Origin of the sequence: Flagellimonas alvinocaridis (genome assembly GCF_965248585.1) — a bacterium.
GTDB lineage: Bacteria > Bacteroidota > Bacteroidia > Flavobacteriales > Flavobacteriaceae > Flagellimonas > Flagellimonas alvinocaridis.
In genome coordinates, this window is sequence record NZ_OZ252111.1 from 3,440,364 (window position 1) to 3,454,631 (window position 14,268).

A 14,268-nucleotide genomic window follows, 5' to 3' on the forward strand; every position below is an offset into this window, starting at 1 on the left:
CATGAAGCCCAATTTTGAAGAACAGATAAAAGCATTTGTATCGGTTTTAGCCATCTTTCTATTACTGATGTTGGTCTTGTTCGGAGGACTCTTCTATTTCAACAACAGAAAACCAAAAATAAATCTTGAAGAAATTCCTGTGGAAATCAGTGAAGAAGATTTCGACAAAGTGGAAAACGGCATACATCTGGCCACAGGTTTTATTGAAGATGAAGGAATGCAGGTCACCATTCAAAATTGTACGGGCTGTCATTCTGCAAAATTGGTCACCCAAAACCGGATGAGCCGGGAAGGTTGGAAAGCCACCATTGTGTGGATGCAAGAGACCCAAAACCTATGGGATTTGGGCGCAAATGAAAAGCTTATTTTAAATTATCTGTCCAAAAACTATGCGCCGACCAACAAAGGAAGGCGACAGAATTTGGAAGTTGCCGAATGGTACGAACTAAATTGACCATGGGAGAATATCTAGACGCTTTGTTGAACGGATTTTTGGGAACGGCCCAATGGACCTGGAAATCCATATTGTTCCAAGTGCCGTGGTACACCAACTATTTTTGGGGGCTTATTGCCATTTCACTTTTGGCATGGGGATTGGAAATTCTTTTTCCCTGGCGGAAGGAACAGTCCATTTTTAGAAAGGACTTTTGGTTGGATGCTTTTTACATGTTCTTCAACTTTTTCATTTTTGCCATAGTCGTAAGTGGCGTGTACAAAGTGCTAGGAATTCTCTTTTTGGATATGGGCATCAGCTCAAAGAGTCTAGCCCTAGTGGATGTTACCCTCTGGCCGCAATGGGTCCAATTACTGGTTTTCTTTATTGTGCTCGATTTTGTGCAGTGGTTCACCCATGTGCTCTTGCACAGGGTACCAGCTTTTTGGGAGTTTCACAAGGTACACCACAGCGTTAAGGAAATGGGGTTTGCCGCCCACCTCCGCTACCATTGGATGGAAAACATCCTCTACAAACCCCTAAAAACTTTGGGCGTTATGGTTTTGGGCGGATTTGAGCCTGAGCAAGCCTTTATTGTACATTTTGCTGCCATTGCCATTGGGCATTTTAACCACTCCAACATAAAACTTACCTGGGGACCATTGAAATACATTTTGAACAATCCCGTGATGCATTTATACCATCATGCCTACAATCTTCCGAAAGAACATCCCTATGGGATGAATTTTGGAATAAGCCTTAGCCTTTGGGATTACATGTTCCGCACCAATTATGTTCCGGAAAGCAGTGGAAAGATTAGATTGGGGTTTCCGGGTGACGAAACCCTGCCCAAAGGGTTTTGGGGACAGTTGGTTCACGGATTCCGAAAAAGGAAAAAATAAATTCCCTTGGAAAGGGAGCTATTCTATTTTCTTCCAATCATCATAGCCTCCTGAGTAATCATAGATTTGGGTAAATCCTTTGGTCTTTAGAATTTCAGCGGCCTTATTACTTCGCCCTCCCTTTTTGCAATAGACATATATCGGTTTGTCCTTGTCCAAGTTTTCTATCTGGGTTGAAAAAGTCTCGGTATCGCTCACATCAAAATTAACAGCATCATCAATATGCCCTTGGTCGTATTCGGCTGGAGTCCTCACATCAACTAACTGCACATCTTTGGCTATCACTTCAGCCTGCACGGTGGCCTTATCTATTTTTTTCACCACTTCCTTTTGTTGGGGAAGACAAGACATCATCCACAAAAAACTAAAAGTAAAGAGGGTAAATTTTAGTGCTTTTCGCATGTTATTATTTTAAAGTAGTTGGACAAACGTAATCCGTTACAGGAATCCCTGCTGTTTTCATGGCACCAAAACCACCGGCCACATCAATAAGATTATGTATTCCCCTGCTTTTTAGGATAGAAGCCGCTATCATACTTCTATATCCTCCAGCACAGTGAATATAAAAGGTTTCATTCTCTGGATATTCAGCCAGATAATCGTTTAAAAAGTCCAATGGGGTCAATATGGCATTCTCCGCATGTTCAGCCTGATATTCCGTTTCCTTCCTAACATCAAATACAGGGACTTTTTCTTCCATGGCTTTTTTTAATTCATCCGCAGAAACGCTTTTTACCGTATCCACTTCCTTGCCTGCTGCTTTCCACGCTTTCAATCCACCTTTCAAATATCCAAAAGTACCATCGAACCCTACTCTGGAGAGGCGGGTAATGGTCTCTTCTTCCCTACCTTCTGGAGCCACTAAAAGAATAGGTTGTTCCACATCTGCAATCAAAGCGCCTACCCATGGGGCAAAACTTCCATCCAGTCCAATGAAAATAGATCGTGGTACATGTGCCTTGGCGAAATCGGTTTGGTGACGCACATCCAAAACCACAGCGCCTGTTTCATTGGCCGCTGCCTCAAATGCATCTGGACTTAAGGCTTGGGTTCCTCTTTTTAGGACAGTATCTATATCCTCATACCCTTCCTTGTTCATTTTCACATTCAATGGGAAATATTGGGGAGGTGGCAAAAGGCCATCGGTGACCTCCTTGACAAATTCTTCTTTGTTCATATCTGCCCGTAGGGCATAGTTCATTTTCTTCTGATTACCTAGGGTGTCCACGGTTTCCTTCATCATGTTCTTTCCACAGGCAGAGCCTGCACCGTGTGCTGGGTACACAATGACATCATCGGCCAAGGGCATGATTTTGTTTCGAAGGCTGTCGTACAAGGTGCCGGCCAACTCCTCTTGGGTCATATGCGCTGCTTTTTGGGCCAAATCCGGACGCCCCACGTCGCCCAAGAACAGTGTATCGCCACTAAAAATGGCATGGTCCTTTCCATTTGCATCTCTTAACAAATAGGTGGTACTCTCCATGGTATGCCCAGGAGTGTGTAGCGTTTTAATGGTAATCTTACCGAGTTTAAACTCTTGCCCGTCCTCTGCGATAATAGCATCAAAAGAAGGTTGGGCGGTAGGGCCATAAACAATGGGAGCCCCGGTCTCTTTGGACAAGGTCACATGACCACTTACAAAATCGGCATGGAAATGGGTCTCAAAAATATATTTTATGGTCGCCCCACGCTCCTTGGCCTTTTTAATATATGGCTTTACTTCCCTAAGTGGGTCAATAATGGCCACTTCGCCTTCGCTTTCTATATAATATGCCCCTTGGGCCAAACATCCAGTATAGATTTGTTCAATTTTCATGTCTTAAGATTTTTGTCAAAAATACATAGGTACTTTCACCTGCACAGTTACCAAAGTTACAAAGTCTTTGTTTTGGATTGCAGCGAGACCCTTTTCTGAATTCCAGTCCTTTCCCTGTGGTCGGAGCAACAGTCCACTGCCTCAAATGTTTGTACAAAAAGGTTTTCCTCACCAATGACATTGATAAGCCCACTGTCGTACAAAATATCCCTTGTGGGCCCTATGGCACCTGTTATCAACAATTGGACACCCCTTTCCCGTAAATCCAAAATAATCCTCTCCAAAAGCGTTGTTGCACTGCTATCAATATAGTTGATGGCCTCCGCATTAAGGATGATATACTTCAACCCACTTCCTTTTTTTTCTATTTGTTGATAAAGCTGTTTTTTGAAGTAATCCTTGTTGCCAAAATACAGTTGGGCATCAAATCGAATGATGAGCTTGTCAGTCTCTACCTCCACTTCTTCCGGAAACCGGTTTACATTCTTAAAATAATCAGTGCCTTTTATGCGTCCCAAAACGGCAATATGGGGATTGGAAATTCGGTATACCAAAAGGAGAAGGGACAACAAAACGCCCAATAATATTCCTTCTATCAACCCAATAAACAATGTCATCAAAAAAGTGGCAATCAATAATAAAAACTCGTCTTTTCTACTTTTAAAAAGCTGTGCCGGGTAGTTTACATCGATAAGTCCAAAGACCGATACAATAATGATTGCCCCCAATGCCGCAGCTGGCAAATCATGGAACAAGGGTGTTAAAAACAAAAGGACGCCAGCAATCAACAGCGCACTAAAAATAAGTGCCATTCCTGTCTTTGCCCCGGCCTGCTCATTGACCGCAGTCCTAGAAAAGCTTCCAGATACGGGAAAGGATTGAAAAAGAGATCCCAAAAGATTGGAAAGACCCAAAGCCCTGAGTTCTTGATTAGCATCGAGCTCATAATCCTTGTGTTTTTCTTCGATGGTCTTGGCAATGGAAATAGACTCCATGAACCCAAATAGGGCCACCGTAATGGCTATGGGCAACAATTGTCCTGTTAGCTCCCATTGCAAAACTGGTATTTGAAAATTGGGTAGTCCTATAGGCACTTCTCCCACCACCTGGATTCCCTTGGTTTCCAAATTCAAAAACAGCACAGCCAAAACCCCTATTATTACAATGATTAGCGGTGTGGGTATTTTTTTGCTGATGCGGTTCATGAGGAGGATAAGAAGAATGGCAACAATACCCAATCCCAACGCATAGAGGTTGATCTGCCCCAAACTGTCAAAAATATTTCCCAACAGCTGGTGTATTTTGCTGGATTGCGAAATCTGGACCCCAAAAATATGTTTCAGTTGGCCCAATCCAATCAAAATGGCCGCAGCCGAGGTAAATCCACTAATGACGGGTTTGGACAAAAAATTGACAAAAAATCCCATTCTAAAAAAACCCAATACCAATTGAACACCCCCTATAAGAAGAGCTAAAAGAAGTACGGCTGCAATATAATCTTGGGTGTTGGCAAGTTGTAAAGCGCCTACTCCTGCCGCCACCAATAGGGAATCCATGGCCACCGGGCCCACCGCCAGTTGGCGAGATGTCCCTGTCAATGCATAGACAATCTGCGGAACCAATGCAGCGTAAAGCCCATAAATTGGGGGCATTCCCGCAATCATGGCATAAGCCATCCCCTGGGGCACCAACATGACCCCCAAGGTGAGTCCGGCAATAAGGTCCCCATAAAGGAGTGAACGATTATAGGTCTTCAACCACGATAAAAAGGGAAAAAACCGTTTAAGCATAGGATTGGTTTTGAACAAAAATACGGTTCCGTGTGTTGCTTTACAGTAACCAAAGGCACAGACCTATAGATCCAAAATCTGGATGTAATTCCTGTGAAGGACCAATTTCTTCATTTTCTCGAGCTTTTTCAACAAGCGTGATATCACTACCCTCGAGGTATGCAAATCATAGGCAATCTCTTGATGGGTACTTCGTATCTGATTGTCGTTGGTCACCTCAATTTTCTTTTTGAGGTAGTCCACCAAGCGCTGATCTAAATTTTTAAAGGCAATACTGTCCACCGTCTGCAATAGTTCATTCAATCGGTTATGGTAGCTTTCGAACACATAATTGCGCCATCCTTTGTACTTGCCCATCCATTCCTCCATTTTTTGGACGGGTACCATAACAATTTTGGCATCGGTCTCGGCAATGGCCCTGATCTCGCTTTGGGTGTGTCCCATGCAACAGGCCATGGTCACGGAACAGGTCTCCCCTTGTTCCAGATAGTAGAGCAACAATTCATCACCCTCATCATCTTCCCGTAACACTTTAATGGCTCCAGAAAGCAGCAATGGAATACTTCTGATATAGTTTCCGATATCCATGATGGTCTCACCTGCAGGGACTTCCATGCACTTGCCTACTTCAATAATCTCATCAATAAGGGGTTGCTCAAAATGGGAACTGAATGTTCCTAAAAGTTCTTCTTTCATATAAAAGTTATACCCCTCTAAGGTAACCATTTTAGGCAAAAACACCCATGACCACGATAAGATGAAAATCCATAAAAAGCAAGGGCCCGCACTTCGTGCGGGCCCTGACAAACTAACTCAAACTAATTAACTGAAAATAAAACTGACGTACTTATAATTTTAAGGGACTCCCCTTGATTTCTTTGACTATGGGAATATCCAAGAGCTGTAGCACCGTGGGGGCAATCTGATTGGAGTATAACTGTTCATTTTCCATCTCTCCCAATGCTTTAACGCCCTTTCCGAAGGCAATCAACCAAACTTGGCCTGCCCCATTGATCTTACTTCCATGGCTTCTCCAAGTATCCAAGGGTTGGGTGCCCCTACCATGATCGGTGGTGATCAAAAAGACGGTTTGGCCCTTATAGAATTCATCTTCTTGGGCAAACTCCCAAAGTTCCTTGATCAGGGCATCGGTGTTGTGGGCCGATTTCAAATAGGATTGATAATCCCCATCATGTGCAAAATCGTCGGTTTCCCCGTAGGAAATGTAGACCAGATCGGGATGCTCTTTTTTCATATGCTCCAAGGCATAGTGATGGGTAAAGGCATCCAACCGAACACTGCCCCAAGGGCTGGGAATCTGTTCCTGCAATTGGTTGAGGAATTTCTCGCGCTCGTTCAGGTTTTCGGTGGCCGATTCAAAACCGGCGTTTACGGGAATCCCTGATCGCTCTTCGTTGATGATATACGGAAACACATCCCAGCTCCCAAATGCAGCAACCTTTCCCTTCCCTTCGGGGGAATTGTTGTACCGTTCCAAAATGGTAGTGTTGGGGTTGTTCATCTTATCGTTACTGGTGATTCTGGCATCGTCCGCGGTACCGGTAAGTATCTCGTTATAGCCTGGATAGGAGAACCACATGGTATTAGTAAGGTTCACTTTGCTGTCCAGGCTCCTGTTGCCATGCAATTGGCCCATTTTGGACACTTGACCCCATACAAATGGCAAAAGCACCTCTCTTCGTTCTCTTGGGGTATCCCTCCAGTAGGTATTCTTCAACATATCCGGATTGTGAACGTATTCCTTGTTCGCTACCAAAAGGGAATCTGCCCCCGTAAAAAGTTCCTGCCAACGGAACCCGTCCAACGTAATTAAAATAACTTTAGTGCTGTTGGAGTCTTGGGCATTCCCCAAATGAATAATGGCCACAAATGCCGTGATCAAAAGCAAAATCCTGTTCTTCATGTTTTATTTGGTTTTAAAGGATGTTATTTCGGACCAATCGCTCCAATTCAGGTTTTGGTCCCGGTATCTTACTCGCCAAAAATACGTGGTATTTGGTTTTAGACGCTTGGTCTTTTCATCCGTAAGGTCATCATCCCTTTGTCTGTTTTCCTTGTAGTACCAGTTTTCATGCTGCTTCCAGCTTTCAAAGGCCAACTTTTCAAAGTCCTTGGCCTCTGAAACCTGCCAATGCGATGCCGCATGAAAGGTTCCCTGATGACTACTTTCAAAAGTTCCGGCTTTAAGGATGGTTCCTTCTATACTTGCCTCTTGATCTTCTTTTGGGGTCAAAGGCATGGGTGCAACTGGCTTCCGTTCCTTTCTCCAGATGGTGATGCTATCACGAAGTTCGTTGTCCCTAAAATCTTCTTCATTTCCCCTACTGATGCGTTTAATGGTAAATTTGGGGTCTTCCCGGTTACCATCCACTTCAACCATTACAAATCCGTATTCGTCCTGGGTCACGGTAAACTCATCATAATCCCTACCTTCAAACTCGCCCCAATTGTCTATGGCTCCACCTGCCGATGCCACATTCACCCACAAATGCTTATGGTCCCGGGACTGTCCCCGGGAATAGCCGTGTGTATGGCCAAAAAAGTGGATACTGGGTTTTCCTGTCTTGGTGGAAAACGCTTCTAACATCTTCACTACTTTTCCGGTTGATTCTTCCTCTCCGGGAATCCAAAGTTCCGATTTATGGGGATGGTGCAATTGGGCAAAAACAAAGTCAATGGCATCATTTTTCTCGGTTTCGGCCAAGACGTTTTCCAACCATTCGTATTGTTCCCTTAAATCGCGGTAGCCTTCATTGGAATTCAATCCAATGACCCGTGTATTGCCGTAGTCCTTATACCACCAATGTTCGGCATAGGCCGGGGTACCATTTTCGGGAAGACTAAAATATTTGAAATAGAATACGGAGTTCCGCTCATGATTGCCCAAAACGGGATATACGGGAACTTCTGCAAAAAGCTTTTGGGCTGGGTCAAAAAAATGGTTCTTCCACTGACTGTAGTTGCTTCCTGTGGCCACCAAATCTCCGGGAATCATCACCAAGGCCAAATTTTCGGGCAATTTGCCTTCAAACTCCTGTTCCAAGTACTGTATCACCCCTTCATTCACCATTTCGGAAAACTTGTTGGGGTTTTGACTGTCGTATTGCATATCGCTCATGGCCACAATATTGAATGATTCCTGGTCGCTGGCAAAAGGTGGGGTCTTAAATTGATAAATATCCGATTTCACCTTGCCCGTCCTTACCCGGTAGTAGTATTCGGTGAACCGTTGCAGACCTGTTAACTTCACCTCATGGATCCTCGTATCCGAAAAGTTGACATCATAGGCTATCCCTTGGGTCTTCTTTCCCAATTTTTCCGTGGCTCCCCATTCCACAATACTTTCCTCCCCGCTACTGGTCTCCCATTTGATGATGATGGAGTTGGGTTGTGCATCCTGCAAATAGGGCTGCACCAAAATTTGGGGTTGTTCCTGGGCCACGGCCATGACCGTACCTGCAAAAAAATAGAATAATAGTTGGTTGATCTTTTTCATTAGACAATTGCATTGGTTTTAAGGAAGGCCTCGTTCAATATTTCCAAGGCTTTTTCCAGTTCTTCTTGTGATATGGTCAGTGGGGGGGATAATTGCAGTACGTTTCCTTTGGAAACCTTAAAGCTCAATCCCAATTTTAGACATTCGTACATGATTTCCTCGGCCTCCACAACAGCTTTTTCCTTGGTGGTCCTATTGGTGACCAGTTCTATACCCCAAAGCAAGCCCATGCCCCTTACATCGCCGATCAAGGAATATTTTCGGTGCAATTTGTACAGTGCATTTTTTAGAAAGGCTTCGTGGGTTTTTACCTTGTCCAAAAGGTTCTCTTCCTCGATGATGTCAAGAACCGTCAAGCCCGCCATGGCCCCCAGCGGACTTTTCTCGTGGGTATAGTGCCCCAAGGAGATATGCCCAAAGGTGTTGTATTCATCCCGGGTTACAATGGCGGCTTGGGGAATGATCCCCCCTCCCAATCCCTTGCCAAGACAAAGGATGTCGGGTTCAATGCCATAGTGTTCAAAAGCGAACATTTTTCCGGTCCTTCCCAAAGCGATTGGAATTTCATCCAAAATCAACAATACTCCATGCTTGGTACAAAGTTCGCGGGCCCCTTTCCAAAATTTTTCCGAAGGAATCTGCACATCGGTATTCCTGATAGTCTCCGCCAACAAGGCCCCTATCTGGTTGTCCTTGGAAAGTACGTACTCCAAATATTCCAGTGCTTTATCTTCATTTCCTTCAAAAATGCCCCTGTAGGTAATTGGGGGTGGAATGCGTTCCACACCGGGCATCAAAGGACCCATATGCTCCCTAAAAACCGATTCGCCCCCTACGCTGATGGCATCCAGTGAAGCGCCATGGAAGGAATCCCAAAACGAAACCACCTTGTGCTTTCCCGTAACCGCCCGTGCCAATTTCAAGGCAATGCCAATTGCGGAGCTTCCGTTTGGGGTGAGCAATACCCTATTGAGGCCCTTCGGACAGACCGAGGTCAACTTTTCGGCAAATTTTATGGCCACCTCATTGGTATATCTTCGGGTAGAAAAGGTCAATCCTTGTAATTGTTCCGTCAACCGACCCACCAATTTGGGATTGGAAAACCCAATTTGATGCACATTGTTTCCATGGAAGTCGAGGTATTTTTTACCTGAAATGCTTTCAATATATGAGCCTTCGCAGTTTTTCAAGACATCCAAACAAGGGGTTGACATGGATTGATGCAAAAAGTACTTGGCATCTTTTTCCAATAGTTCCTTGGTTTGTTCGTTCACATCGCCTTCTACCCACTTCCCTCTCGCGGAGGTTAGGTTGATGTCTCCTTCCACAACATATTCCCCGCTGTGCCTATCTCGCTTTGTATGGTCCATATTTTGCTCGTATTTTACGTTCTTCGGATGTGTCGTCCAACACATAAATATCGTACATGTTTCCGTTATCATACACCCGAACCACAATGTGTCCTTCCTGACTTTTGTATTGATTCACCTTGCCCCCTATGACATCCTTGGTCCCCTGCAGCATAATGGTGGAGAAAATATCGCGATCGCCAGGATAGAGTTGTTTAGAGGTGATTCTTCGCAGTACCTCCTCCCCCGGATGGTCAGCCGTCCAGTTTTGTTGGATCCAAACCCGCGGCCTAATGGTACGGACATAATAGGGGTTCTGGGAATCCCGATTACCATGATGATTCAACGTGGCCACATCCACCGGGCCAATGACGGGTGCCACATGCGATTCAAGGGCGTTGAGGTCCGTTTGCCCAAACCCATCGATTCCCGCAATATCCCCTCCGGTAAAATAGTTGAATTTCCCATAATCTATCCTGATACAATTGCTCAAGGGGTTTTCACCCGGATATTCTCCAGCTTTAAAAAGGGAAAACTTATTTTCGTCCTCTCCAGTCCAGATTACTCCATTGGAGGCAATATTTCGAACGGAAAAATCAGGATAATCCTTTGGATTGTGCTTCAAAACGATTTGGTCCACGGCACCCACTTTCAAGGCTTCATTTTCCAATCCGTTTTCTTTGGATTGATAATCGATGAACTTCCAATATTCCTTCAAGGTGGAAACCATGCCGTATGTATCCTTGGAGAAACGTTCCTCGGATTGCACTTTGGCATCCTTTAAATCCAAGGGAAACTCAAATCCGCGATCAATCAGTTTTTTGATGGGCAACAACGAACCCACTGCCATAATCCCGGTCAACTGATACCCTCCCGGTGCTATTTTTCGCAGGGAGTCCACCTCCCCAAAATGATCATCGTGGTAATGGGTGATCAAGGCATAATCCAACTGCCTATTTTGGTTTTTAGGTATGAATTGGTCCACATAATCCACAATCCATTCAGGGGCAGTTTTTGACCGATTGGGAACCAACTTGGCATTTCTACTTGATGTGGTCCTTGGGTGGGTCTCGGACATGTCGCCAGCATCCACCAAGAATGTTGTCCCATCCGGAAATACCATAAAAGCAGCATCTCCCCTACCGGTGTTGATGTGGTGGATATCCAAAAAACCAGGCTTCCAATTGGGCAATTGTTTATCCTGTCCATGTGAAATCCAAACAGACAGGGCAAACATCAAAAAACCCAATTTTTTAAGGTTGAGGAACATCTATTACTTGACTCTGTATAATTTATTTGCAGGCATAATCTGCTTGGGAACATTGGCCCCCTGATACTTTACATCCAAATGGTAGCCCCCGCCACCATTGAAGAACTCCACACGCACTTCATGACGTCCCTTGGTCAACTCCATGGTTCCACTACGTTCCAAAACGCCATGGTCCCCGTCGTTGTCCACCACCAATGTTCCATCCACATAGAGTTTGCTGCCATCATCACTATTGGTAAAGAAGCGATACTTTCCTTCCTCTTCGATTTCCAAATAGCTTTCCAACACCAAGGCCACCTGATCTTGTTGAATGTCCGGACTCAAGGCCTGCTTATGGGAGAACTCCGTTAAATATCCTTCCTTTATCGGTTTTAGCGTAGAGAAATTGGGAAGCTTTTCCATTTTTTCCCCATAGAATATCTGAAACTTTACGGGATCTTCCTTGGTTTTGGGTACAATTCTAAAATTAGCCTCGGCCATGGTGCTTGCCATGGCTCCATTCTGAAAAACAGCAGCTTTTAGCACAGCCGTTTCCTTCAGATAGAAGGTGTCTTGGTACACTGAGCTATTGGTTGCCGTTGGCACCTCACCCCCCAGCACATAGCGAATTTCCCCACTATTGTTCGGGTTTTGTATCACCACTGCCACGGAATCGGCTTTAAAAACTCCGCCTGCCGGCTCATAATGGCCCGCATCGGGAAGAATCTTGGGTTGGGTGATCTGCTCTTTTCGCTTGTAGGTCAGTTTGGGTTTTTCATTTCCTATAAAAGCCCCTTTTACAGGTCTGCCAATCCACGCTTGTGGGGTTTGCAGTCCCATGGCGTAGGCTACAGTAGGGGCATTGTCGTATTGGTATACGGTTTCTTCAATTTCATAGCCCTTCTTCACCCCGGCCCCGTACATGATAAATGGAATGGTCATTTCGGCCAAACTCTCCCCACCATGTCCATAACCCAATCCCCCATGATCGGCAGATACAATGAACAAGGTCTTTTCAAACATCCCGGCTTCCTTGGTGGCCTTTACAATCTCAGTGATCAAGGAATCCGCTTTTGCAACAGAAGTGTAATATTCCCGGCTGCCATGGCCCATACTGTGCCCGGCATGGTCCACATGGTCCAGATGTACAAACGTAAACTTGGGAGTGTGTTCTTTAATGTAGGCTATTGCATCTGTGGTAGTCCCATCTTCGTGGTCGCCATTGATATCAAAATCAACATCGTCCTTTTCAAACAATCTACCAAAACCGTCCCAATCGTAAATCGCACCCACATGGGCTTCTGGCTGTTGGTCCTTGAAGAGGGTAAAGATGGTAGGGAAAGTTCCGTTCTTGGTAGCCACGACCGGAGGCAATTGATGGTCAAATTTCTCCCATCCGTTGGAAGTGATCCCATGCTGCTCCGTATCGGCTCCCATAATCATACTGGCCCAATTGGGACTGGAACTTGAAGGTAGGACCGACCTTGCCTGCATGGTTGCGGCTCCATTATGCACCATGGAGTCCAACATGGGGGTGTTTGCTTTTCGGATACCATCCGGACTCATCCCATCCACTCCAATCACAACCACATGATCTATGGTGAATTCTTTTTTATCCGTTTTGTCACAGGCAAAAACCAAGACGGCCAACAGAAACAAACAAAGTGCTTTTTTTATCATGGTCATAAGTCTTAAATAGCAAAGGCTGCCCCATTAAGAGGCAACCGTTTGCTCGCTGAAATGAATGAATTCTTCTACTAATATCTGGTTCCGGTTTCCCACCAACCTTTGGTATTTATATTGTCTCCCTCTCCGCCCATGGCACTTACGGCACTGTCATAATTGGTCTTGTTCAGGGTTTGTTCCGATGAAGGATAAAGGAAACGAACGGGATATCTTCCTCCGTTCAAGTCGTCTTGACCCGTTTCCAATGCAGGCATGCCTGTTCTTCTGTAATCCATCCAACCTTGATAGTCCACATTCCAAAGGGCAATGGTCTTTTGGGTCAATAAAAGTTCCAAGGTACCATCATATTGCACTTCGGATTCCAACAAATAGGCTTCAATGTCGGCATCATCAACCCCCCAATAGGAAAGGCTTGCCCTAATACCTTCATTGTAATAGCTCTCCGCACTTCCAGTAATGATGCCTCTTTCGGCAGCTTCCGCCAAAATAAATTGTACTTCAGAGTTTTTCATGATGAAAGCTTCGGCTTGAGTGGCAGAAAAATAAAACAACTCCACATCCAACCTGCTTGGGCTGAACTCGTCATCATAGGCACGGGCGTTGTCCTGGTTTAGGCCAATTGGGATACCCACCCAATCACCATCACTGTTTCTATCGAACCAAATATCCAAACGTGGATCATTAAAGCGTTCAAAATAATCCAACAAGGTGGTACACAAGCTTTTCTCGTCAAATCCACCAATACGGCCAGTACTCTGCGGCCAAGAATCTGTGTTGGAGGTTCCACTGTACACCAATACGGCATTGTCCGCATTGGAATCGATATAGTTTCCTGCATTGACAATGGACTGCATGTCGGCAGAAACATCCCTACGTTTTGAAATCCGCATTAAATAGCGCAGTCTCAATGAGTTTGCCAATCTTCTCCATTTGGTAGCATCCCCATTGAAGATCACATCTCCTGAAGAACCTGCAATTGCCTCTCCTTTGGCCAGTGCGGCATCTGCGTCGGCCAAATCTTGCAACACCCCATTATAAACGGTCTCTTGATCATCATATACCGGAGTAAATATTCCATCTGACTTACCGGACATGGCTTCAGAGTAAGGAACATGTCCATACAAGTCGGTCAGGTTGGCAAAACTAAGGGCCCTCATGGTAAGGGCTATCCCTTCATAGGTTGCATTTTGTGTACCCTCTGCCCTTGATATTTCCAAAATATCGTTGATTTCCGGCAAGTAATTGTAGAAGAAATTCCACATGCCTTGATCTCCCCAATCAAATTGGCTAAATCCAGGAAAGTTGTTCTTGGCCATCAATTGAGTAATGGTGTTTCCATCGCTGTAGCCCTCTTCTGTAAGTGTTCTGGTAATTTCCGAGGTCACGGTAGATACCAGCAAGTTGGCACTTACCTGCTCCGGGGCATTAGGGTTCATATTGATTTCTTCAAAGTTTTCGGTACAGGACACCATTAAGGTTCCCGCTAGAAATATTGACGCTATGATGTTTGATGTCTTCATCTTTTT

Annotated in this window: 12 protein-coding genes; 2 read left to right on the plus strand and 10 right to left on the minus strand. The window is 44.9% G+C overall.

Annotated elements, in window-relative coordinates; all coding sequences use genetic code 11:
- The first annotated feature begins 1 nt into the window (after nt 1).
- Complete coding sequence (locus ACP14V_RS15430; RefSeq protein ID WP_313791636.1) at nt 2-454, plus strand: monoheme cytochrome C; 453 nt, start codon at nt 2-4, stop codon at nt 452-454.
- A gap of 2 nt (nt 455-456) precedes the next feature.
- On the plus strand, nt 457-1,335 hold the full coding sequence (locus ACP14V_RS15435; protein WP_272608856.1) for a sterol desaturase family protein: 879 nt from the start codon (nt 457-459) through the stop codon (nt 1,333-1,335).
- 18 nt (nt 1,336-1,353) lie between these two features.
- Here the strand turns inward: ACP14V_RS15435 and ACP14V_RS15440 are convergent, their stop codons facing one another.
- The 10 genes from ACP14V_RS15440 to ACP14V_RS15485 form a co-directional block, all read right to left on the minus strand.
- Entirely contained in the window at nt 1,354-1,737 is a 384-nt protein-coding gene (locus tag ACP14V_RS15440; RefSeq protein WP_272608857.1) for a rhodanese-like domain-containing protein, read from the minus strand.
- Between the two features lie 4 nt (nt 1,738-1,741).
- Nucleotides 1,742-3,151 carry an MBL fold metallo-hydrolase gene (locus tag ACP14V_RS15445; RefSeq protein ID WP_272608858.1) on the minus strand — a complete coding sequence of 470 codons (1,410 nt, stop codon included), beginning with the start codon at nt 3,149-3,151 and terminating at the stop codon, nt 1,742-1,744.
- 56 nt (nt 3,152-3,207) lie between these two features.
- Nucleotides 3,208-4,941 (minus strand): SulP family inorganic anion transporter, encoded by a 1,734-nt coding sequence (locus tag ACP14V_RS15450; protein ID WP_272608859.1) that lies wholly within the window; start codon nt 4,939-4,941, stop codon nt 3,208-3,210.
- 63 nt (nt 4,942-5,004) lie between these two features.
- Nucleotides 5,005-5,637: a Crp/Fnr family transcriptional regulator gene (locus ACP14V_RS15455; RefSeq protein ID WP_272608860.1), complete on the minus strand. Its 633-nt coding sequence runs from the start codon at nt 5,635-5,637 to the stop codon at nt 5,005-5,007.
- A gap of 151 nt (nt 5,638-5,788) precedes the next feature.
- Nucleotides 5,789-6,865, minus strand: coding sequence for a sulfatase-like hydrolase/transferase (locus ACP14V_RS15460; protein WP_272608861.1), 1,077 nt, complete (start codon nt 6,863-6,865; stop codon nt 5,789-5,791).
- A gap of 3 nt (nt 6,866-6,868) precedes the next feature.
- Nucleotides 6,869-8,458 carry a fibronectin type III domain-containing protein gene (locus ACP14V_RS15465; protein ID WP_272608862.1) on the minus strand — a complete coding sequence of 530 codons (1,590 nt, stop codon included), beginning with the start codon at nt 8,456-8,458 and terminating at the stop codon, nt 6,869-6,871.
- Entirely contained in the window at nt 8,458-9,828 is a 1,371-nt protein-coding gene (gene pbfA / locus ACP14V_RS15470; protein ID WP_272608863.1) for a (R)-1-hydroxy-2-aminoethylphosphonate ammonia-lyase, read from the minus strand. The genes ACP14V_RS15465 and pbfA overlap by 1 nt, the downstream gene beginning before the upstream one ends.
- A complete protein-coding gene (locus ACP14V_RS15475) occupies nt 9,806-11,044 on the minus strand; it encodes a ComEC/Rec2 family competence protein (RefSeq protein ID WP_272609309.1) in 1,239 nt (412 codons plus the stop codon). Before ACP14V_RS15475 ends, pbfA begins: the two co-directional genes overlap by 23 nt.
- 36 nt (nt 11,045-11,080) lie before the next feature.
- Nucleotides 11,081-12,736 carry an alkaline phosphatase family protein gene (locus tag ACP14V_RS15480; RefSeq protein ID WP_272608864.1) on the minus strand — a complete coding sequence of 552 codons (1,656 nt, stop codon included), beginning with the start codon at nt 12,734-12,736 and terminating at the stop codon, nt 11,081-11,083.
- Between the two features lie 77 nt (nt 12,737-12,813).
- The gene (locus ACP14V_RS15485; protein ID WP_272608865.1) at nt 12,814-14,262 is read right to left on the minus strand and encodes a SusD/RagB family nutrient-binding outer membrane lipoprotein; all 1,449 of its coding nucleotides are present in this window, start codon (nt 14,260-14,262) and stop codon (nt 12,814-12,816) included.
- Nucleotides 14,263-14,268: the final 6 nt, after the last annotated feature.